24 protein-coding genes and 1 other annotated feature are annotated in these 22,664 nt (G+C 40.8%); of the genes, 3 read left to right on the top strand and 21 right to left on the bottom strand.

What is annotated here, in order from left to right:
* Position 1: 1 nt before the first annotated feature.
* The 8 genes from spxA to MHB79_RS05670 form a co-directional block, all read right to left on the bottom strand.
* A complete protein-coding gene (gene spxA / locus MHB79_RS05705) occupies positions 2–397 on the bottom strand; it encodes a transcriptional regulator SpxA (protein ID WP_003211421.1) in 396 nt (131 codons plus the stop codon).
* Positions 398–590: 193 nt separating this feature from the next.
* Positions 591–1,169, bottom strand: coding sequence for a GNAT family N-acetyltransferase (locus tag MHB79_RS05700; protein ID WP_058014295.1), 579 nt, complete (start codon positions 1,167–1,169; stop codon positions 591–593).
* A gap of 137 nt (positions 1,170–1,306) precedes the next feature.
* A complete protein-coding gene (locus tag MHB79_RS05695; RefSeq protein ID WP_340989264.1) occupies positions 1,307–1,594 on the bottom strand; it encodes a hypothetical protein in 288 nt (95 codons plus the stop codon).
* Positions 1,595–1,699: 105 nt separating this feature from the next.
* Positions 1,700–2,620 carry an ABC transporter ATP-binding protein gene (locus MHB79_RS05690; RefSeq protein ID WP_106029964.1) on the bottom strand — a complete coding sequence of 307 codons (921 nt, stop codon included), beginning with the start codon at positions 2,618–2,620 and terminating at the stop codon, positions 1,700–1,702.
* Position 2,621: 1 nt separating this feature from the next.
* On the bottom strand, positions 2,622–3,701 hold the full coding sequence (locus MHB79_RS05685; RefSeq protein ID WP_404841103.1) for an ABC transporter ATP-binding protein: 1,080 nt from the start codon (positions 3,699–3,701) through the stop codon (positions 2,622–2,624).
* 12 nt (positions 3,702–3,713) lie between these two features.
* Positions 3,714–4,631, bottom strand: a complete 918-nt coding sequence (locus tag MHB79_RS05680) for an ABC transporter permease (protein ID WP_050945283.1) — start codon at positions 4,629–4,631, stop codon at positions 3,714–3,716.
* Between the two features lie 3 nt (positions 4,632–4,634).
* On the bottom strand, positions 4,635–5,579 hold the full coding sequence (locus MHB79_RS05675; RefSeq protein ID WP_050945284.1) for an ABC transporter permease: 945 nt from the start codon (positions 5,577–5,579) through the stop codon (positions 4,635–4,637).
* A gap of 115 nt (positions 5,580–5,694) precedes the next feature.
* Entirely contained in the window at positions 5,695–7,332 is a 1,638-nt protein-coding gene (locus MHB79_RS05670; RefSeq protein WP_050945285.1) for a peptide ABC transporter substrate-binding protein, read from the bottom strand.
* A gap of 481 nt (positions 7,333–7,813) precedes the next feature.
* Positions 7,814–8,032, top strand: a binding site (T-box leader).
* A gap of 53 nt (positions 8,033–8,085) precedes the next feature.
* Between MHB79_RS05670 and trpS the strand changes: the two genes are divergently transcribed.
* Positions 8,086–9,081 (top strand): tryptophan--tRNA ligase, encoded by a 996-nt coding sequence (gene trpS, locus MHB79_RS05665; protein WP_003212181.1) that lies wholly within the window; start codon positions 8,086–8,088, stop codon positions 9,079–9,081.
* A gap of 35 nt (positions 9,082–9,116) precedes the next feature.
* Here the strand turns inward: trpS and MHB79_RS05660 are convergent, their stop codons facing one another.
* The 9 genes from MHB79_RS05660 to MHB79_RS05620 all read right to left on the bottom strand — a co-directional run bounded on the left by MHB79_RS05660 (position 9,117) and on the right by MHB79_RS05620 (position 19,093).
* Positions 9,117–9,869: a YjbA family protein gene (locus MHB79_RS05660; protein ID WP_050945290.1), complete on the bottom strand. Its 753-nt coding sequence runs from the start codon at positions 9,867–9,869 to the stop codon at positions 9,117–9,119.
* Between the two features lie 152 nt (positions 9,870–10,021).
* On the bottom strand, positions 10,022–10,921 hold the full coding sequence (opp4C, locus tag MHB79_RS05655; RefSeq protein ID WP_003212337.1) for an oligopeptide ABC transporter permease: 900 nt from the start codon (positions 10,919–10,921) through the stop codon (positions 10,022–10,024).
* A 33-nt stretch (positions 10,922–10,954) separates the two neighbouring features.
* Entirely contained in the window at positions 10,955–11,905 is a 951-nt protein-coding gene (locus tag MHB79_RS05650) for an ABC transporter permease (protein ID WP_050945293.1), read from the bottom strand.
* A gap of 226 nt (positions 11,906–12,131) precedes the next feature.
* Positions 12,132–13,766, bottom strand: a complete 1,635-nt coding sequence (locus MHB79_RS05645; protein WP_050945295.1) for a peptide-binding protein — start codon at positions 13,764–13,766, stop codon at positions 12,132–12,134.
* Between the two features lie 83 nt (positions 13,767–13,849).
* Complete coding sequence (locus MHB79_RS05640; protein ID WP_050945297.1) at positions 13,850–14,872, bottom strand: ABC transporter ATP-binding protein; 1,023 nt, start codon at positions 14,870–14,872, stop codon at positions 13,850–13,852.
* On the bottom strand, positions 14,869–15,849 hold the full coding sequence (locus tag MHB79_RS05635; RefSeq protein ID WP_340989261.1) for an ABC transporter ATP-binding protein: 981 nt from the start codon (positions 15,847–15,849) through the stop codon (positions 14,869–14,871). Before MHB79_RS05635 ends, MHB79_RS05640 begins: the two co-directional genes overlap by 4 nt.
* 170 nt (positions 15,850–16,019) lie before the next feature.
* The gene (locus tag MHB79_RS05630; protein WP_050945299.1) at positions 16,020–16,814 is read right to left on the bottom strand and encodes a DUF2268 domain-containing protein; all 795 of its coding nucleotides are present in this window, start codon (positions 16,812–16,814) and stop codon (positions 16,020–16,022) included.
* 77 nt (positions 16,815–16,891) lie between these two features.
* Positions 16,892–18,133 carry a beta-ketoacyl-ACP synthase II gene (gene fabF / locus MHB79_RS05625; protein WP_003211631.1) on the bottom strand — a complete coding sequence of 414 codons (1,242 nt, stop codon included), beginning with the start codon at positions 18,131–18,133 and terminating at the stop codon, positions 16,892–16,894.
* Positions 18,134–18,154: 21 nt separating this feature from the next.
* The gene (locus MHB79_RS05620; RefSeq protein WP_003212296.1) at positions 18,155–19,093 is read right to left on the bottom strand and encodes a beta-ketoacyl-ACP synthase III; all 939 of its coding nucleotides are present in this window, start codon (positions 19,091–19,093) and stop codon (positions 18,155–18,157) included.
* A gap of 169 nt (positions 19,094–19,262) precedes the next feature.
* Between MHB79_RS05620 and MHB79_RS05615 the strand changes: the two genes are divergently transcribed.
* On the top strand, positions 19,263–19,496 hold the full coding sequence (locus MHB79_RS05615; RefSeq protein ID WP_226805013.1) for a hypothetical protein: 234 nt from the start codon (positions 19,263–19,265) through the stop codon (positions 19,494–19,496).
* Between the two features lie 10 nt (positions 19,497–19,506).
* On the opposite strand, the gene MHB79_RS05610 is transcribed toward MHB79_RS05615, so the two are convergent.
* From MHB79_RS05610 to MHB79_RS05595, 4 genes are all read right to left on the bottom strand, one after another.
* On the bottom strand, positions 19,507–19,704 hold the full coding sequence (locus MHB79_RS05610) for a ComZ family protein (RefSeq protein ID WP_003211983.1): 198 nt from the start codon (positions 19,702–19,704) through the stop codon (positions 19,507–19,509).
* 10 nt (positions 19,705–19,714) lie between these two features.
* A complete protein-coding gene (locus MHB79_RS05605) occupies positions 19,715–20,677 on the bottom strand; it encodes a BMP family ABC transporter substrate-binding protein (RefSeq protein ID WP_050945301.1) in 963 nt (320 codons plus the stop codon).
* Between the two features lie 90 nt (positions 20,678–20,767).
* Positions 20,768–21,343: a nad binding enzyme gene (locus MHB79_RS05600; protein ID WP_226805011.1), complete on the bottom strand. Its 576-nt coding sequence runs from the start codon at positions 21,341–21,343 to the stop codon at positions 20,768–20,770.
* A 75-nt stretch (positions 21,344–21,418) separates the two neighbouring features.
* Positions 21,419–22,159: a hypothetical protein gene (locus MHB79_RS05595; protein ID WP_050945303.1), complete on the bottom strand. Its 741-nt coding sequence runs from the start codon at positions 22,157–22,159 to the stop codon at positions 21,419–21,421.
* A gap of 211 nt (positions 22,160–22,370) precedes the next feature.
* Between MHB79_RS05595 and MHB79_RS05590 the strand changes: the two genes are divergently transcribed.
* Positions 22,371–22,565 (top strand): YjzD family protein, encoded by a 195-nt coding sequence (locus MHB79_RS05590; RefSeq protein ID WP_003211779.1) that lies wholly within the window; start codon positions 22,371–22,373, stop codon positions 22,563–22,565.
* Positions 22,566–22,664 lie beyond the last annotated feature (99 nt).

The raw sequence follows: 22,664 nt of genomic DNA, 5'->3' as shown, positions 1-22,664 counted from the left end.
ATTAGTTAGCAAGTCGCTGAGCTTCTCTTAGTTGGAATGTACGAACCGTTCTTGGAAGGAAACGTCTAATTTCATCTTCATTGTAGCCAACTTGTAGTCTTTTTTCATCCAAGATGATTGGACGTCTTAAAAGACCTGGATGCTCATTGATCAGTTTATACAATTGTTGAAGAGGCATTGTCTCAACATTCACATTTAGCTTTTGGAATACTTTTGAACGTGTTGAGATAATTTCATCTGTACCGTCTTCAGTCATTCGAAGAATTTCTTTGATTTCATCGATTGAAAGAGGCTCTGAAAAGATGTTTCTCTCTTGATACGGAATATTGTGCTCTTCTAACCACGCTCTTGCTTTTCTACATGATGTACAGCTTGGTGATGTGTATAATGTTACCATAAATCTTCACTCCTCAATTTGTAGAATGAATATTGATCTGTATTCTTAAATTAAAATTGTTCTAAATAAATAATCTTTATAGTGATTATACTATAAAAAAGTAAGTGTGAACAGATTTTCTTGCAATTTTTGTGACAAAAACTAGACAATTTCATTCATTTTCTCGTGTTGCTTGATGTCTGAACATTCTCATTTAGTCGAGATGATCGAAAATATTTTTTTGTTTTCTATTTTCAATGACCTTCAATACATCATCAACATCTTCATACGACTGCCCATACCATTCTTCATCTTTATACGTATGGATTCGTTCATAGGTTTTCCTCATAGCCTCCATCATTTCTTCTTCATTATCTGTAAGAGGCGACCAATAAAGGATTTCCATGCGGTTCACTTCATTTGTTGCAAGTGACCTGCGTTTATAACCGATTGATTCTGCATGCTTGAAGTGCTCTCTTTGGTAAAACTTTAGGCGTTTTGCAGTATCTGCATCATCTTCATCTACAGGCTCAACCTCAAGCAAGATCGGTTTCTTTTTTTCCTTCAGCTTATGAATGAGCTTTGATCCGAGGCCTTCACCTCTTGCATCTCTGGAAACAAATAAATAATCAATAAAGATAAAATTATCAAATTCGGCGTACATCATCACATGATGAGGTCCTTCCTCCTTATGATAAACATCACTTCTTTCCTTTAATAAAGCTTCCATATGCTCTTTTGACTTCATTTCTTCTATCGGGAAGTATTCACTGAGCTTTTCATACCAATTCATGGATCCGCTCCTTATGATATCGTTAAGAACCACTTCCTTAGATATTCCCGATTTCCTGCTATTTAAACGCCTGTACTAGTAAGACGCAGCAAAGTCTCCTCTAGTTTCACTTTTTTTCAAACAACAGAAAAAAAGTTTTATATCGAACGATTCATGAGTAATTGAAAACAGACAAACAGGATAAGTGTCATCCCAGTTTGGAACATGATGAAATAAAGATACTTGCTGCGCCGTGCTTCCTCTTTCTGATTGCTTGTTTTCCGGTGAAACATATATTCCACGGAAAAAGACACGATGCCAATGAGCACCATAAATATGAGCATCCACTGTCCTCCATTTGGCTTTCTCAAAAACGACGTTGAAAAAAGCATGAATACAATGAGATAGTGAAAGAATGAATAGCGAAACGTCTTCCATATCGACATTTGATTTCCTCCTAGAACCCGCTTGTTGCTAACTAGAAATTACCATCTTCTTGTTTTTTTGTAAAATAAAAAAAGAAGCACTGACATAGCAGTGCTTCTTCCTTCTTATAATTGTTTTGCTTGAAGCTCTTTGAATTCTTCCTCTGTGCAGCTCACAAAGTGACCTGGCTTCACTTCACGGAAATCAGTGTTTGTTCCTTTGTGAACGGAAGGATCATACTTGATTCGCTTGCGGTTACGCTCATAATCTGGATCTGGAAGCGGAATCGCAGATAGTAATGATTTTGTATATGGATGAAGCGGGTTTTCGTATAATTCATTCGCTGGTGCCAGCTCTACCAATTTCCCGAAATACATCACGCCAATTCGATCGCTGATGTATTTTACCATGGACAGGTCATGGGCAATGAATAAATACGTTAAGCCTTTTTCTTCTTGCAGTTCTTTCATTAAGTTAACGACCTGCGCTTGAATCGACACATCTAATGCAGAGATTGGTTCATCGGCAATGATGAAATCTGGCTCAACTGCTAATGCACGGGCAATTCCGATACGCTGCCTTTGACCACCAGAGAATTCATGCGGATATCTGTTTGCATGCCCTTTGTTCAATCCAACGGTTTCAAGCAACTGGTACACACGCTCTTTACGCGCTTGCTTTGATTTCGCAAGGCCATGAATGTCAATGCCTTCTGCAATGATATCAAGGACTGTCATTCTAGGGTTCAGTGAGGCATATGGATCTTGGAAGATCATCTGCATTTGACGGTTGAACTCAAGCATTTTTTGTCTTGATTTCTTCCCGTGTACATTTTCTCCTTTATAAAGAACCTCGCCATCTGTCGCATCATAAAGTCTAATGATAGATCGGCCCGTAGTGGATTTACCACATCCAGACTCACCTACAAGACCTAGTGTTTCACCTTTGTAAATATCAAATGAAACGCCGTCAACTGCTTTCACGGTTCCTCTTGCTGTATGGAAATGCTGCTTTAAATTTTTGATTTCTAACAATTTTTCTGCCATGCTATTCACCCTCTTTTACTAATACAGGTTTTTCGTAGCTACCTTCTAGTTCACGCATTCTCGCCTTTACAGCAGCAGGCGGTTCAACTTTAGGTGCATTTGGATGAAGTAGCCATGATTTCACATAATGCGTATCTGATACTTTGAACATTGGCGGTTCTTGTTCAAAGTCAATTTTCATTGCATAATCGCTTCGGAGTGCAAATGCATCTCCTTTCGGCGGGTTTGTCAGATCTGGCGGTGTTCCTGGGATTGCAGTCAGCTTTCCTTCAGCTCCGCTATCTGTGTCTAGGCTTGGCATCGATGCCAATAGTCCCCACGTATACGGATGTTGTGGATTGTAGAAAATTTCATCAACAGTTCCTGTCTCAACAATTTGACCTGCATACATAACAGCTACACGATCAGCGACGTTGGCGACAACACCTAGATCATGTGTAATAAAGATAATTGACGTTTCAACCTTTTGCTGAATTTCTTTCATTAATTCTAAAATTTGCGCCTGAATTGTTACATCTAGAGCTGTTGTCGGCTCATCGGCAATCAATAGCTTTGGATCTGCTGCAAGTGCCATCGCAATGACAACCCGTTGTCTCATCCCGCCACTAAATTCGTGTGGGTATTGTTTGATTCTTTTTTCAGGCATTGCAATTCCAACAAGCTCCAGTAATTCAATGGCTCTTTTTTCAGCCGCTTCTTTTGAAATTTGTTCGTGCTTGAACAGCACTTCTGTAATTTGTTTCCCGACCTTCATCGTTGGGTTCAAGGAAGTCATCGGATCTTGGAAGATCATTGAGATGTCTTTTCCTCGAATGTTTTGCATTTGTTTTTCAGTTTTCTTGACAATATCTTGCCCATCAAACAGGATCTGTCCGCGCTTGAAATAACCCGGCGGCATCGGAATTAATCTCATGATGGCCTGTGATGTCACACTTTTACCAGAGCCAGATTCACCTACAATAGCAAGTGTCTCGCCTTTATTTAAGTGGAAGTTCACACCACGAATGGCTTGAACCTCTCCACCATATGTTTTAAATGAGATTGCAAGGTCTTTCACCTCTAGAATACGTTCACGTTCCATCCTAATCACTCCTTATTTACGCAACTTCGGATCTAAAGCGTCTCTTAGTCCGTCTCCAACCACGTTAAAACCAAACATTGTAATACAGATAAATGCGGCTGGGAACCATAATCTCCACGGGTAGTAAGTCATGGCTGGAATTCCGTCAGACGCCATTGTTCCCCAACTAGCTAATGGAGCTGGTACACCAAGCCCTAGATAGCTTAAGAATGCCTCCGTGAAAATAGCCGAAGGAATTGTTAGTGTCATCGTGACAAGAATTGGTCCCATTGAGTTTGGAATCAAGTGTTTAAATAAAAGTCTAGATGTTTTCGCACCTAATGTTTGTGCGGCAAGAACGTACTCTTGGCTCTTCAATTGTAAAACCTGTCCCCGAACAATACGTGCCATGTTAATCCAGCCTACAACTGTCATGGCGAGGATAATCGTTAATAATCCTTTTGGCAGAACAACCATCATTAAAATAACCATTAATAGTGTTGGGATTGCCCATAAAACGTCTGCGATACGCATCATCACTTCGTCCGTACGTCCACCTTTGAATGCAGCAATACTTCCCCAGATAATACCGATGATCACGTCAAGAACAGCTGCTGCAAGACCGATAAAGATCGAAATTCTTGCCCCAACCCATGTACGAACAAACATGTCTCGGCCTAAATCATCCGTACCGAACCAGTGCTCTTTTGAAGGCGGCTGATCTGCATTAAGCAAATCTGTCGTAGAGTAATCATATTTAGAAAACACCGGAACGAAGATCGCCAGCATCACAACAATGAAAATAATTGTAAGCCCAACCATTGCAAGTTTATTTGCACGGAAGCGAAGCATAGCATCCTTCCATAAAGATAGACTAGGTTTAGAAATTTTTTCAGATTCTGCTGCATCAGCCGTCGCCGGCACAAATAAGTCTTTTCTCATCTCTTCCATGTGTTAGACCCCTTTCTTCGCCTTCGTCAGTTTAATTCTAGGATCGATAATACCGTAGAGGATGTCAACGACTAAAATACTGATTAATAGAATAATACTGTAGAAGACTGTGACACCCATGATGACGGTGTAATCACGGTTTGTAATACTTGTGACAAAGTGAGAGCCTAATCCAGGAATGCCAAAAATCTTCTCCACGACAAAACTACCTGTTAAAACTGAAGCAGCCATTGGTCCCATGTAAGTAATGACAGGTAACAATGCGTTTCGAATCGCGTGTTTGATCGTAACAGCTGATTTCGTTAATCCTTTCGCTCTAGCCGTTCTAATGTAGTCACTGTTTAGCACTTCAAGCATACTTGACCGTGAAAGTCTAGCGATAAATGCCATTGGCATGAAGGAAAGTGCAATAGAAGGTAGTACGGTGCTGGCCCAAGACTCCCATCCTGCAACTGGGAAAATCGCTAAAATGCTTGCCTCAGATGCAAATACATATTGAAGTAGCGCCGCTAAAATGAAACTTGGAACTGAGATTCCAAAGATCGTTAAAATAGCAATCGTATAGTCTTGCCACTTGTTATGATAGAGCGCTGCAAGGACCCCAAACAATACACCAAATGCTAACGCGAGGAGAATTGCCTCAATTCCGAGGGTAAAGGAAACGGGGAATCCAGAACCGATTAAGTCATTTACGGTTTGTCCTTTGTATTTAAATGAGGGACCAAAATCTAATTTTGCAACTGAACCTAAGTAGCTTACATATTGAACAAATAAGGGCTTGTCCAACCCGTAGTGCTCGTTTAGGTTTGCTTCAATTTCAGCAGGAAGTTTCTTCTCCCCAGAGAATGGACCACCAGGTGCTGCCTGCATGAGAAAGAAAGTTGCAGTTACAATAACAAACAGTGTGATTAAAATATATATTAATCGCTTACCGATATATTTAAGCAACGGAATTGCACCTCCATGATTTTACAACATTTTCTCTAATCAGCAAGAAAGGTATATGGAGAGACATCCTCCATATACCTTAAGATCCTTGCCGTAGATCTCTTACACTATAATCTTACTTTTCGAAATGAGCCCATTTGTATTGAACATCACCAAGTCCAGATACGACGACACCTTTAAGTTTTGGATCTTGTACCCAAAGCTGAGTGTAGAAGTAGATTGGTGCTATAGGCATATCGTCGATGATGATTTTCTCTGCTTTTTTCAGCATTTCTTCACGCTTCGTTTTATCTGTTTCTTTCGCAGAATCATTCAACAATTGTTGATACTCTTTGTTTTCCCATCCAGTGTCGTTGTTTCCACCGTCTTTATCTTTGTAAAGCTCAAGGAAGTTCACTGGATCGTTGAAGTCACCTAACCAGCCCATACGTCCAATTTGGTAATCTCCACTGTGGATTTTGTCGATGTATACGTTCCACTCAGAGTTATCAAGTTCAACTTTCACACCTAAATCTTTTTTCCACATTTCTTGAATTGCTTGTGCAATCTTTTGGTGAGCTTCATCTGTGTTGTAAGAAAGTTTCAATGCTGGAAGATCAGAAACTGACTTATAACCTAATTCTTTCACACCTTTTTCAAGAAATTCTTTAGCAGTTGCTACATCGTGATCTTTGAAGTAGCCAGTTTTGTTATCAGTAAATCCTTCCATTGTTGGAGGAACGATTGCCATTGCTGGAACTTGTTCACCTTGCGTAATTTTGTCAACAATTGCTTGACGGTTGATTGAGTATGCAAGGGCCTTACGGATGTTTGCATTATTTAAAGGTTTTGATTCTGTGTTGAATTTGTAGTTATAAATACCAGCGATCGTTTGAATTTTAAGACCGCCATCTTTTTTCAATGTTTGTAAAGATTCTGTTGGAAGGTTTCCAGTTGGAGAACCAGCCCAATCAAGCTCACCTTTTTTGAACATGCTAAGCTCAGTGTTTGTGTCTTTGATCATAGACATGTTAATCTTTTTCAATTTCACAGTGTCTTTATCCCAGTATTCATTGTTCTTTTCAAGCGTGATAGAACCGCCATGTTTCCATTTAGAAAGAACGAATGGTCCGTTAGATACGTAGTTTTCACCAGCATTTGTGTACCAGTTTTTATTCTTTTCAGCCACTTTTTTGTTGACTGGCATATACGTATAGAATGCAGTTAGTTCAGTAAAGAACGGTGTTGGGTTCTCTAGCTCAACTACAAGCGTTTTGTCATCTTTTGCTTTAATACCAACATCAGCAACTTTCGCTTTCCCTTTGTTCGCTGCTTCAGCACCTTTAATATAGTAAAGCTGGTAAGCATATTGAGATTCATTTTTAGGATCTAATGCCCATTTCCAAGCATATTCGAAATCTTTAGCTGTGACAGGGTCACCATTAGACCATTTTGCATCACGAAGTGTGAATGTGTATGTTTTACCATCAGCACTTGTTTTGATATCAGAAGCCATTGCATTTTCTGGCTTACCTTCAGCGTTAATTCTTGTTAATCCCTCAAAAGTCTGACGGATGACACTTCCTGAAGTTGAATCATTTGCCAATCCCGGATGTAGAGAAAAAGGCTCAGTGGAGATATTCACATTTAGTGTTGTTTTAGCCTCTCCAGAACTGCTCGTGCTGTCGCCTGATTTGTTTCCGCTGAAACCACAAGCGCTTAATACAAGTGTGAAAATAAGCATTAAAGTAACAACAGACCAACGCTTTTTCAACTGTATTCCCCCTTATAATATGTTTTAGTTCAAAGGTCTCGATAGAAGATGAGATTCAGATTTAAGAAATAGCGTAAAAAAGTCCCTAAATAGCTTACTTTCTATTTCTTTTGTTTTTTCTGAATTTTCACTATGTAAAGAGCCTAGCACAAACGTGTGAACAAATTAATTATAATGAATAGAATAATTTATTGCAATATCAATTTCATATATTTTTAAAAAACGTAAATGGGGATAAAGAGGGATTTTTATAAACTAAAGTCTCAATCACTTCAACAAATTAAAGCGGAAATTGATTAAAATAATTTAACAAATTCAGCAGGAATAATGTTTTATACATATAATTAATCATCCTTTTTTAAAAAATTCTGACAGATAGTTGGTATTTTACCTAAAATTTTAAGTGTCAAACGACATGATGAGAAGGTCACATGAGGGCTTCGTGACTTTTTCATGGTCATCCTTTATAATAGATAGACATAATGTTGCGATGAAAAAGAAGAGTACATATATTCACCATTAACAGAGAGTCTGCGGCTGGTGCGAGCAGATAATGGCATGTATGGAATGGGCTTTGGAGCAGCTAACCGAACACTTTTAGAAGTAAGTAGGCTTAGACGGAGCAGTCTCCGATATCAACGTCTTGAGTGATTTCCATGTGAAATAACAAGGGTGGTACCACGGTTCATTCGTCCCTTTTCTGTTGAAAAGTGACGGGTGGGCCTTTTTATATTGAAGAAAAGAGGTTTTAGTATGACAAAGAAGACAATTTTTTCAGGCATTCAGCCGAGTGGTTCGGTCACATTGGGGAACTATATTGGAGCGATGAAGCAATTTGTCGATTTGCAGCATGATTATCACGGCTATTTTTGTGTAGTCGACCAGCATGCGATTACGGTGAGTCAGGACAGGCTAGCCCTTCGCCAAAATATTAGAAGCTTAGCAGCTCTTTATTTAGCGGTTGGACTTGATCCAGAGAAGGCGACATTGTTTATCCAATCAGAGGTACCTGCTCACGCCCAGGCAGGATGGATGCTGCAATGTGTTGCTTATATTGGGGAATTAGAAAGAATGACCCAATTTAAGGACAAATCCGCTGGTAAGGAAGCGGTTGTTTCAGGACTATTAACGTATCCCCCATTAATGGCTGGCGATATCTTATTATATGGTACTGATTTAGTCCCTGTCGGAGAAGATCAAAAGCAGCATCTTGAATTGACTAGAACGCTTGCTGAACGTTTTAACCGCAAATACAATGACATCTTCACTGTACCTGAAGTGAAGATTCCAAAAGAAGGCGCTCGGATTATGTCTTTAGCAGATCCGGTGAAAAAGATGAGCAAATCCGATCCGAACCAAAAATCGTTCATTACTTTATTAGATGAACCAAAGCAGCTTGAAAAGAAAATCAAAAGTGCTGTGACGGATTCAGAAGGCATCGTTAAGTACGACAAAGAGAACAAGCCTGGGATTGCCAACTTGCTGACGATTTACTCTGTGTTAGGTAACATATCGATTGCAGAGCTTGAGCAAAAGTATGAGGGCAAAGGGTATGGTGAGTTTAAGGGAGATCTTGCGAACGTCGTTGTTGATGCTTTAAAACCAATTCAAGATCGATACTATGAACTCATTGAGTCAGACGAGCTTGATCGCATTCTTGACGAAGGTGCTGAAAAAGCAAACCGCGCAGCAAACAAAATGCTGAAAAAAATGGAGAATGCAATGGGTCTTGGCAGAAAGCGCAAATAAAAAAAGCTTGCAGCACATCACGCTGCAAGCTTTTTCTAATTCACCTTTGATTCGTTTTCCATTTCCCAAAGCTTTTCAAAAAACGGCTGTCCCTTAATCATTTTTTCACAAAATGCTAAATGATTCTCTGACCATCCATCAATGGTTTCATTGTAAAGCATGTTCCAAATCTCTTCGAATGACATTCGTTTGATTTGATTGTACATGCGCGGATTCCATTCCGTATACCAATACGCAATCTCCGCCCTGTTTTGAAGACCTTTTAATTGATCGAGCGCCATAAACATTAGCTGCTTCAGCTGTCTTTCTTTTCTCGTTAATCCGCTGATGTGCTGCGGCGGCAAAGACAAAATGTGATACTCCTTCGCCGACTCAAGACGGTCCTGCGAGAATTCATATTCCTCAGCCTTCACATCCTTCACCATTTCATACACCAATTGCTCCTGCCTTGGGATTAAGCGGCTTTTCCTCACAGGAATGGAATACCCAATCGTATCCACAGCAATAATTCGTATGCCGTCTGTCACCACAAAGCAATATTCTAATTTACGCCGTTCATGATTTTTTCGAATATATGATTTCTCAAAAACAGATTCTAGCAGCGTCTTCGGCAGCTCTGAAAGATCATTCTCTATGTAATCATACAAAGGACTCTGCACCTTGAGTAAAGGTACTTGATCTAACAGCTCCACACTGTCCTCCTTGCGCCACTCATGAAAATGACACACATTGTAGCCATTTTCTTCCCCTTCAAACCAATTCACCCATACGTCATGAAGAAATAACATAACCAATCCCTCACTTTATAAAAACTGTTGTCCACAGTATGGGCAAGGGATAGAGAAATTATTCCAACTTTATTAAACTTCAAGCGGAGCGAATGTGGTTTGCATTTCTTTATTGCGCAGAGTCCCTTTCATCTTGTCATAAAAATGAGGCATTACTTTAACTTTTTAGGATCAAGCGCATCTCTCAGTCCATCTCCTAAGAAATTAAAGCATAAAACGGTCAGCAATATTAGTAAACCTGGGAAGAGCGGATACCACCACGCTTGCACCATAATCGAGAAGTTTTGTGCATCTTGCAGCATGTTGCCCCAGCTCGCTGTTGGCGGCTGTATGCCAAACCCTAGATAGCTCAGTGTTGATTCTGCTAAAATGACGGAACCTACTTTTAATGTAGCTGACACAATAATAGGACCGATACAGTTCGGTAAAATATGCGAAAAGATGATGACATGGTTTTTCGTTCCAATGGTTCTTGCTGCGAGTACGAATTCTCTTGTTCGCAGTGATAAAAATTCACTGCGGATCAGTCTCGCGGTTGTGGTCCATCCGGTCAAAGCAAAGATTAAAATCAATTTATCAATGCCCGGTTTGAAAATAGTAACGAGCGTGATCAAGAGAAAAATGTCAGGAATCGACAACACGACATCCACAAATCTCATTAACAAGGAATCAACAAATCCTTTGAAATACCCCGCTACCGCTCCGACCACAGTGCCAATGGTAATCGCACCGACCACCGAAACGAAACCGACTAATAAAGAGACCCTCGCGCCATAAAGCACCCTTGAGAAAATATCGCGGCCAAACTTGTCAGTTCCCATCAAATGTTCAACACTTGGCGGCTGGAGCCGTTTTAATAAATCTTGCTGCTCTGGTGCGTAAGGGGCAATCACAGGAGCGAAAATGGCTGAAAAGATAATGACCAATAAGATCACGGAGCCGGCAACCGCCAATTTATTTTTGAAAAATTTCTCGCAAAATAAACGCAGCATCGTCTCTGGCTTTGGCGGAAGACCTTCCTTTAATTTGAGATCAACAGGAGGTGTTCCCATATTAGGCTGTGCCAATTGTGCTTCAGCTCCCTTCTAATATTCAATACGCGGATCAACGATCGCATAGAGAATATCCGCAATTAAATTTCCAACCACCACGAGCACTGCGGAAATAACAGTCATCGCCATAATGACCGGATAATCTCTCGAAAAAGCAGAATCAATGAACAGCTTTCCAAGCCCTGGCCAAGTGAAAATTTGTTCCACTACGACTGCACCACCAATAAAGGATGGAATCATCAATCCGAAAATCGTAATGACAGGCATAAGACCGTTTCTTAACCCGTGCTTGAAAATGACTTTGTTTTCTCGAAAGCCTTTCGCTCTTGCGGTCCGAATGTAATCCTGCCTCATGACATCAAGCATACTCGACCTTGTGTACCGGGTGAGCCCTGCCATATCAGCGGTTGCTAAAACAAAGGCTGGTAAAATGATGTGATGAAGCCGGTCAAATACATTAAAATCGGCGTTTAAGGTAGAGACGCCGCCTGTTGGGAACCATCCTAAATTCACAGATAAAACCATTATTAGAATGAGTCCAAACCAAAAGTTCGGAATAGCCAGTCCGATAAAAGATGTAAATGTAATGCCATAGTCTAGCTTTGTATATGGACGTTTTGCCGAAAGAACACCGAATGGGATGGCGATAATCAGGGCGACTAATGTAGAAAAGATCATGAGGATGAGGGTATTTGGCAGCCGGGCAAAAATCAAATCAGCCACAGGCGTTCCCTTTTTAACAATGGAGGTGCCAAAGTCACCTTGAAGCATATTGCCAAGCCATTTCATATACTGCACATATTCAGGGTCGTTCAAGCCGTACTTATCAATAAAAGCTTCCCGGTCTGCCGCACTAATGGTTGGGTCCATCATAAGTGACATCGGATCGCCTGGTGCTGCTTTCATAATGGCGAAGGACAAAATGGTAATCCCAAATAAGATGGGAATGGAAAGCAGTGTCCTTCTAATGATATATGTAACCATATGCACAACTCCTTTTTCATCGGATCGCCATACTGTGATGAAAAAGGGCTAAAATGATCTTTCTTTTAGCCCTCTGTCTTCATTGCAATGTGATATCAGAACCCTTTCAATCTAACTGGTGCTCGGTGAATGAAATCGTGAGCACCAGCACGCCTGACTGACACCGAATGAAAGGGTATATCTTCACGCTAAAAGGAGAGAACTTTCCTCTTCTTTCACTAGCAGCCTACTGTTCAATCCACCATTTCTCGATTTTGTAATACTCATCTTTCGGGTGGTAAGAGTAGCCTTGGAGATTAGATGGCATCGCGCGATGTGAGTTGGCATAATAAAGGAACGTATATGGCTGATCTTCTGCGATCAATTCATAAATTTTTTCATATGCCTTTGAATATTCTTTTCGATCGCTTAAGTTCTTAGCATCCACTAACAGCTTATCGACCTCTTTATTTTTATACCAGATGTTATTCAAGCCTTTTTCTGACTGGCTTGAGTGGAAGATGCTGAATTGATCAGGGAATGTGGCAAGGCTCCAGCCGAGCAGCAGCGCATCATAATCCCACTTAGGCGGTGTCGTCTGCTCAATGAGTGCACTGAATTCCACAATTTGCGGCTTCGCTTCCACACCAATTTCTTTGAGCTGCTGCTGGACAACGACAGCAATGTCTTCACGGACTTTGTTTCCTTGGTTGGTCTTTATAACAAAGGAGAATTTCTTGCCATCCTTATCAAGATAGCCATCTCCATCTGTATCCTCCCAGCCCTCTTCTTTCAGCATCTTTTTCGCTTTTTCTTGATCAAATTCAAACACTGGAACACTTTCATTTTTAGGGTAGTTCCATGACAGCGGACTTTCTGGAATGTTGGCTACTTTGCCGTCTCCATCTAACACTTGATCGACAATCGTTTGGCGGTCAATGGCATGTGTCAGCGCTTGGCGGACCTTTTTACTTTTAAAGAGATCATTTTTCTGGTTCCAGCCAATGTATGAATAATTGAGCCCTAAATCAGATTCAATTTTAATGTTGCTGACTTTTTCAGCCGTTTGCAGCTCTGCTCCCGGTACAGCAAAGAAATCAATGTCACCTGCTGAAAGCTGGGCAATTGCTGCGTTCTGATCAGGAATCGTTTTAATCGTGACGGTATCAAGATATGGACGTCCATCCCAATAATCGTCAAAGGCTTCTAGTTTCACGTAGTCGCCTTCTTTCCACTCGGCAAATTTAAATGGACCTGAACCAATTGGTTTTTTTCGGTTAAATTCATTTTCACCGAGATCTTTTATAGGCACATCACCTAAAATATGCTTAGGCAAAATGCCGTAGCTTCCTAGTGTGACATTATAAAAATAGGGATCTTTTTTATTGAGCTTGAATTCGATTGAGTAATCCCCTGTCTTTTTAACTGAATCTAATACTTCAAATCCTGATCCGCGCTCCCCGTTGTAGTCCTTATTGATCGGAATGCTGTATGTAAACACAACATCATCAGCTGTCAATTCTTCTCCATCATGAAACTTTACGCCTTTTTTAATGGTCACATCAAACTGCTTCCCGTCATCAGATTCTTTAATATCTTCTGCGAGTGATAGCTGAGGGTTCAGCTTTCCGTCCGTTTGAAGTAAAAAGCTGTAGATTCTTTCTTCAATATCAGAGCTAGCCACATCTGTTGAATACAGCGAGTTAAATAATGTTGGTTCTGCAATGGAACCGATGACAAGATCTCCGCCCTGTACAGGTTTACCGGTGGATTTCTTTTCACTGTCTCCAGAGGTTTTATTTCCACTAGAGCAAGCCGCAAGCATGAGCGTGAAGATCAGCAGTAAACTAATCAATATGGATTTTCTATTTCTACCTTTCATATACAATTCCCCCTATCCTTTTTTAGAAATGACGACAGATGCCGCTTCATCCCCCCTCTCAAAGATGAATTCATCCAAGCCGATTAAGCGTCGTAGAGGTGACAGGCAACGAAGTGGTTTGGTTTTAATTCTTGAAATGCTGGTATTTTTTCTTTACAGATTTGTTTCGCATACGGGCATCTTGTGTGAAATACGCACCCTTTTGGCGGATTTGCAGGACTTGGCAGATCGCCTTGAAGCATGATCCGTTCTCTTTTGATCTGACCTTTTTTACGGGTAACAGGGACAGAAGAAAGCAATGCCTGTGTATATGGATGGAGCGGTTCATCGTACAGGCTGTGCTTATCAGCAAGCTCCATCATTTTGCCGAGATACATCACGCCGACTCGATCACTAATGTGCCTGACCACACTTAAGTCGTGAGAGATAAATAGATAGGTCAGGTCAAATTCCTCCTGAAGTTCCTCCATCAGATTAATCACCTGCGCCTGAATGGATACATCAAGTGCTGAAACCGGCTCATCTGCGATAATCATTTCAGGATTCATGGCAAGCGCACGAGCAATGCCGATTCGCTGCCTCTGCCCGCCAGAAAATTCGTGGGGATAGCGATTTGCAAAGCTTGGATGAAGGCCCACCTTTGATAAAAGCTGTTCTACTTTTTCATTTCTTTCTTTTAAGGAATATAAGTGGTGTGTTTTGTAGGGTTCTTTGATGATGCTTCGAAGTGTTTTTCTAGGGTTGAGTGATGCAAAGGGATCTTGAAAAACCATTTGGATGTTTTTTCGTGTTGATTGTCTTAGCTTTGATTCTGATACACGGGAGATATCTTGCCCTTTAAAAAGGATTTGACCGTCAGTTGGTTCATATAAACGAATCATGGTCCGGCCTAATGTTGATTTACCGCATCCTGATTCCCCCACTATCCCTAACGTTTCACCTTTATAAATCTTCAAATCTATGCCGTCAACAGCTTTGACTGCACCGACTTTCTTCTGAAAGACGCCTGCTTTAATCGGAAAATGTTTTTTGATTTGTTTCAGTTCAAGTATGGTTTCTTTCTCTATTAGATCTGTTGCATGTGGTTGATTTTGAGCAAGGGTCATGTTTGGTCTGCCTCCTCATATAAGAAGCATCTGACGCTTCTGCCATTTTCAAAAGTCCTCAGTTTAGGCAGTTCACCTAGGCAGCGCTCCTTCACTTTCTGGCATCTAGGAGCAAATCGGCAGCCGGCTGGAAGCTGATCCGGTGCAGGGACATTCCCTTTTATTGCTGTTAGCGGCTGTATGTCTCCGTCAATGACAGGAATCGATTCAAGCAGCCCTTTTGTGTAAGGATGCAGCGGCTGATCAAATAATTCTTCGACGGTCCCATTTTCAACAACCTGTCCGCAGTACATGACAATGACTCGATCTGCCACTTCAGACACGACACCTAGATCATGAGTGATGAGGAGAATCGATGTACCAAATGTCGTGCATAAATCTTTCATCAATGTGAGCACCTGGGCTTGAATCGTAACATCTAGGGCAGTTGTCGGTTCATCTGCAATGAGGAGCTTCGGATCACAGCTTAGCGCAATGGCAATCATCACTCTTTGCCGCATGCCGCCTGATAAACGGTGCGGGTAATCTTTGATGATTTGTTCCGGTCTGGAAAAACCAACAAGCTTCAGCAGGTCAATCGCTTTTTTTGTCGCTTCTTTTTTTGAAAGTTTTTTGTGATAGATGAGGATTTCTGTTATTTGTTCCCCGATGGTTAGGACGGGATTAAGTGAGGTCATGGGTTCCTGAAAGATCATCGACACGTCATTACCACGAATGCTGCATAATTCCTTTTCACCATATGTAACGAGATCCTTGCCATCTAGCTTGATGGAACCGTCCATAATTTTTCCACCAGTGCCGTTAATCAAGCCCATAATGGATAAGGACGTAATGCTTTTACCAGATCCAGACTCACCGACTAATGCGACAGTTTCTCCTTTGTTGATACTGAAATCAACGCCATCTACAGCAGGTATCGCTTCTTTTTTTCTAAAAAAATAGGTTTTTAAGTTCTGCACTTCAAGCAGCTTGGTCATGTATTCGCCCCTTTCACCATCAATCAATAGAAAAAAATCTATAAATTTCATCTTTTTCGAATAAAAAGAATTATCAAAATTTATATTTGTATATTATTACATTGTTATGACGAAATCAAGAAGAATTTAGTAAATTTGTAATATGTCTCTTTTTATGTGAATCATTCACTTTATGAGTCTATCGCCTTTAAAAAAGTTTCGGACGGCTCTGCAATCATAGACTCCTCGCTGATTCTGTGTTCGCTGAAATACTTTTTCACGATATAAAACCCAGTGGCGTAACCAAGCATTTTGGGGTAGTTCCCTTTTCCATAAAGGAGGTTCTGTATCAGTCTTTCGTCGTCCTGCACTTTTTGATCAAGATGACTGGATACCCATTTCTGATACATACGCTGAAGCTGCGTTTCGTCATAGAGAGTGGTCCATTTGGCTGTATAGCTTTCTCCGTATCTATGATACACAGCATATTCAGCGAGCCCCTCCATCATGATTGTATCAAGGAATGTAAAATCTTTTTCTTCTTTCGTGAGAAAATGCAACCTACATACATGGTGATATTCATGAGTCAGCAATGTGCCGATACGTTCTTTCGGGGTATTTGGCGACAAAAAGAGAAAGACCTTGTCGTCAAATGCCATGCCGGATTGATAATAAAATTGCTCTCTAATTTCTTTACTGCTCTCATTGACTGGCAAAATAAAGACTGGAATGTCAGGGCCTTTCCACTGCTTTTGCAGCGCCCGGTATTCTTTCATGACGAGCTGGAAGTACCCTTTTTCTTTGAGCTTGTCGATCATGTCTTTGCATGATCGAAAAGAGCGAATCATGCCGTGATGTTGCAGGTGGGAGAGAATAGAGGACCATTCTTTTTCCTCCGCCCCCTTAAAATAAGGAACAAAGCGCGACGCAAGCTCCTGAAATGATGAAGATTGATGAATGAGATATTGTGTATTGACTAGACCCATACTGCTAAACACCTCCATTTTCATCATATGCAAAAAAGCGGCGATCTGATTATAGATCGCCGCCTTCTTAGGAAATATTACGCTTCGTATTTTTTAAAGATAATTGTCGCATTGTGTCCGCCAAAGCCAAGTGAGTTACTTAGAGCCACTTGTACTTCTTTTGAACGTGCTTCATTTGCCACATAATCAAGATCACATTCTTCATCCGGTGTTACAAGGTTAATGGTTGGAGGAATAACGCTGTCTTTAATCGCAAGCACAGAGAAAATAGCTTCTACTCCACCTGCTGCGCCAAGTAAGTGACCTGTCATCGATTTTGTCGAACTGATCGCAAGCTGATTCGCATGCTCTCCGAACACTTCTTTAATCGCCATTGTTTCAAATTTATCATTGTACGGTGTACTTGTTCCGTGGGCATTGATATAATCAATTTCTTCCACAGACAAACCAGCATCTCGAATCGCTTCTTTCATTGCGCGTACGCCGCCTTCTCCGTTTGGAGCCGGTGCTGTAATATGATACGCATCTCCAGTTGATCCATATCCAACAATTTCTGCATAAATCGTCGCGCCACGTTTTAATGCATGCTCAAGTTCTTCAAGAACGACAATCCCTGCACCCTCACCCATCACAAATCCGTCACGGTTTTTGTCAAATGGACGGCTTGCTGTCTCTGGATCAGGATTTGTCGAAAGAGCTTTGTTCGCACAGAAGCCAGCGAACGACATTTTTGTTAACGGCGCTTCTGTTCCGCCTGTGATCATCGCATCTGCATCTCCGCGCTGAATGACTTTAAATGCATCACCAATTGAGTTTGTTCCTGTTGCACATGCTGTTACAGTACAAGAGTTAACCCCTTTTGCGCCAAGTGCAATTGAGATTTGGCCTGTTGCCATATCTGGAATCATCATTGGAACGAAGAACGGGCTTACGCGTCTTGCCCCTTTATTTGAATACACTTCAAACTGCTCTTCAAATGTTTCAAGTCCGCCAATACCAGATCCAACCCATACACCAACACGCGGTGCGATTTCATCTGTGATTTCAAGACGTGAATCTTCTAGCGCCTTTTGGGCAGCAACGACTGCATATTGTGTGAAGCGTGCCATTTTTCGTGCTTCTTTTTTCTCCATGTAATCTTCAATGTTAAAATCTTTTAATTCTGCAGCCACTTTTGCTGTATATTCACTTGAGTCGACACGTGTGATTGGTCCAACTCCTGATACACCTGCTAAAGCATTTTTCCATGTTGATTCTACATCGTTGCCAAGAGGTGTCAAAGCACCCAATCCTGTAACAACTACTCGTTTTTTATCCATTAATTTGTGCACCTCACTCTTTTATCGGCCCCATCGCATAGCGATTGCGCCCCACGTTAATCCGCCACCAAAACCTACCATTACAATCACATCGCCGTCATGAATTTTTCCGGCTTCGATTTCTTCACATAGTGAAATCGGAATGGATGCTGCTGATGTGTTTCCATATTTATGGACTGTCTTCGACATTTTTTCAACTGGCAGCTCTAGGCGTTCGCGGGCTGCTTCCATAATGCGAATATTTGCTTGATGCGGGATCAAGAAGTCAACGTCTTCTTTTGATAGTCCAGCTTTTTCGATGACGTTTACGCTTGACTCGCCCATTTGTCTTACAGCAAATTTAAATACTTCTCGTCCATTCATGATTGTATGATCTTTTTCATCTAAGTACAAGTGCTTACCGCCTCTTCCATCGGCTCCAAGCTCAAATGAGAGAATTCCTTTCCCTTCGCTGACCTCTCCTAACACAGCAGCACCTGCTCCATCTCCAAACAGAACAGCAGTATTGCGGTCATCCCAGTCGGTAATGCGAGAAAGTTTTTCAACGCCAACGACGAGCACGTGCTTGAACGTACCTGATTCGATAAATTGTTTTCCAGTAACAAGCCCATACATAAAGCCAGCACACGCAGCGCTAATATCCATTGCACATGCTTTATGTGCACCGAGCTGCTCTTGAATCATACAAGCGACTGTCGGAAATGATTGATCTGGCGTGACTGTCGCCACAAGAATCATATCGATATCTTCTGCAGCTACATTTGCGTCAGCTAATGCTTTTTTTGCAGCAGCAAGCGCCATATGTGATGTATTGACATCATCAGAAGCAATTCTTCTTTCTTCTATACCTGTTCTAGTACGAATCCATTCGTCAGAAGTTTCAACCATTTTTTCTAAATCAAGATTTGTTAACACTTTTTCAGGTATATAGCGGCCAAGGCCAATAATTCCAGCATTCATTGAATAAGACTCCTTTTACTCATACGAGCATGTGATATTGTGATCTTATATTAGTATCTGGTACTAATTTTAACTTATTTTTTTCTCCTTGGCAATACAAACGTCTAACCTTTCCTCTCACTTTTTTCATAGATTATTGATATACCAATCGTAGAAAGGAGCATTTGATATGGCGCAAAAAGATATTTTTTCGGCTATGATGTTTGGACAGCCGCTTGAAAAGGAGAAAAGCAAGGAAGAAGCAAAGGAGGAACGCGTGGAGACATCTTCAAGTGAAGACTCCATTGACTACATGCATGTCATGAACCAAATTGGGAACATTATGAACTCGATCGATGAGCTGAAGCCTGTGTTTAAAGATGTTGGCCCTATGATTAGTGCCTTCAAGAAAAAATTATCATAAAAAAAAGCCACTATTCTGTGGCTTTTTCTGATTCTGCATCTGCTTTTCCAAGCTCATATGCCTCTTGCATAACAGATGTAAACAATGATAAAAGCGGCTGAAGAGCTTCGGGCTCAAGCTGAATACCTGCTTTATCTAATTCTTCTTTTGCCTGCGGAAAATACTTCATGGCAATTTGTAAAAACTCCATCGATTTTTCGTGCTGCATCATCGTATCCTCACTTTTCATTTGGCAGTTTGCCAGTTTTTTTGTAAGACGCAATATCACTTTCAATGTCTTTCAAAAAAGCACGGTCAATGGTGGAACTAAATTTCCCCATTTCGATCACTCCTTCTTTAAAGTCAAAGGAGTACTCACCTTGTGCATTTAGCTTGCCTTCATTAAATTTCTTCGCAATAATACTATACGCTTTATCCACATGCTGGACTGTGCTTGTTAAGACGGTATGGCTGCCGAGGTTGGATTGATCGGTGACATATCCGATCGCTGATAAATTATCGGCTTTGATTTGTTCAATGACAGGGATATTATAACCATCACCTGCTGGATATACAACATCTACGCCCTGTTTTTCCAATTTTCGATAGAGCTCCACGGCTTTGTCCGCATCATCCCAGTTTTCAACAAACTCGGCAAGCACTTGTACATGTTCATCTTGATATTTTGCACCTTTAATAAAGCCGTCTACTTCGCTTTGCCAATCATATGTAGCAAGAATACCAATCTTTTTTGATTTTGACATATGTGCTGCTGTCATGCCTCCGAAAAAGCCCATCGCTTCACCTTTAAACGTCACATTCGCAACATTATCCGCCTGAGGCTTGTTTCCATTTACTGTGATAAATTGTGTTTTCGGATAATCTTCACTAATGATGTTGAAAATTTCGCTGTATTCACTGCCATGGCCAATAATCAAATTGACTCCTTTTTTGTGAAATTCTTCAATGGCATCAACGATTTTCTCTTTGTCGACCATTCCTTCCTTATAATAAACATCTACACCAAATGTTGATTGAATATTTAATAAGCCTTTATAACCTTTCGTTCCCCAAACTTGATCATTAATTGTATCGGGGACGAGTAAACCCACCTTCTCAATCTGTCCTTTTAAAGGTGCCTGTGAGCAGGCAGATAATAGGAGAAGGAACGAAAAGATCATGACAAGCCGCTGATACTTCATGCCATGTTCAACTCCCTTTGCCACATGCAGGCATGAACCTGTATGTTAAATATAGGTTTATTTTATACTGAAAAAAGATAAGATGGAAGATCATTCTTGCTTTTTGTCGAAAAATGTTGAGTTTTGTCTTTTCCATTCTGCCATCATTTCTTCTGCTTGTTTGTCATCTGTTTGTCTTTCTACCTTCAATTCATGTGTTATTTCCTGTCTTTGTTCAGAGCCTGATGCCCACTTGAACAAATCCCTTGCTACATCTTCTACAAAAAATGCCTCATCACGCTTCGTTCTTTCTTTATCAAGTGTCCATGGTCCAAACATGCGAGGTAGAATAACAGCCGGCACATTCTGATTGGATGATTCGTCTTCGTTTTTTTCGTAAAGAACCCGGTACATGCCATGCGCCGCTTTCAAGTCTTCGTATCTTTTATCTGGTTCTTCTGATTGAATAAAGATCAGATCATACGTGTCTTTCCCATCCTGAAGGTCAATGACACGGAAAAGATCATTTCTGCCAAGCCACATCATTCGTTCTTCTAATAACCTCTTTTGCTCTTCTGTTTGCTCATGAGGGCATGTGATATCCATTTGAATGCCCTCTTTCATCATATATTCACACAGCGCTAGGCCAAAAAATTCATCTGCCCCTATGATCAGTCCTGTCTCCATGTTCATGTCCCCTTTTTTAGCTTATCGAATAAAAAGAAGAGCCCTTTCCATGAAGGGCTGTTATCATCCTATTCATCACAATTCTCTTTCATGCGATTTATAAAACTTGTGAATGGATTGAAAGATTCTTCTCGGATGATCAAACATATGCAAGGTGAGATCGATCTGACAATGCTCTGGATTCTTCATGTGCTGATCAATAAAAGGCTTTGCATGCAGTTCATATGCATAGGGTGCACCGTTTAGTCTTTGCCATATGTGAATCGGTACATGAGCAGAATGAACAGGGAAAGCTGGGAGCGGATACGTTTCCGCTTCCTTTTCAGAGCAGCCGTAGCTCTTCGCTAATTCTTTGATTAGCTGTTTATAAAAGAATTTGTGTTCCTTTTCTCTTTCCCGTTGTGCATAGAGATGCAGACATGGATTCACCATCGCAATGGATCTTAGCACTTCTGGCATCTCTTCAGCAAGGCTCATAGCAACGAGTGCACCCATCCCCTCTGCCAGCACATGAATTTCCCGGTTTAATATTTCTTGTTTTAATGTGTGATGAACGAGCTGCTTTGTACTAAAAACAGCATCTTCGCATCCCCAGTGATTCCCATGAAGATGACTATTAAACAATGTATATCCTTCATCCTTTAAGGCAGTTAAAAGCTGGTTTCTTCCATAGTGCTGAAGCCAGAATGATGTATTTTCCTGCACAAAGTGATTTCGGTCACCGAGGATAAGAATGCCAAAGCCATTTGGTTTTTGAGGAAGGTGAATGACGTTCCACTGGGAACCAAGCTGGAAAAACCGTTCGCTTACACCCATATGGCCAGCCTCCTTTCAGTGATTCTGCTTTCTATGATATGAACAACAACTCTTGTAGGAATAAGGAAATCCCCTAATGACAGAAGAATTCTTTTTATTTTTATAGAAGAAGGTCTAAAAATGGTCACATAAAGGCTAAAACAGTCTTTTCCCCTCACTCGTATCTATGGTATGATAATCAATAGATTGTTACATAAAGGACGGTGGGATTATGCATTATATTATCACCCTCATTTGGACTTTTCTGCTGACACATATGGCTGGTTACATCGTTGCTTCGATGAATGGCGCTGCTTATGACTTTACTTTGACTTCTATTCTTGCAGTGGTGTTTACGGTTATTTTATTCATCTTTGCTGAAGTAAGTCCAATGAAAGAAACGGAAAGTTCAACAAAACACTCTTAATACGTAAGAGATGAATGCGAGAAAGAGCTAAAATGATCTTGATTTTAGCTCTTTTCTTTTTGCTTGAAAAGCGGTACGCTAAAACCCCCTGCAGCTACA

This window comes from Bacillus sp. FSL M7-0558 (assembly GCF_038003245.1).
GTDB lineage: Bacteria > Bacillota > Bacilli > Bacillales > Bacillaceae > Bacillus > Bacillus pumilus.
The sequence above is the reverse complement of the archived record's forward strand: the minus strand, read 5'-3'. Positions and strand labels throughout refer to the sequence as shown.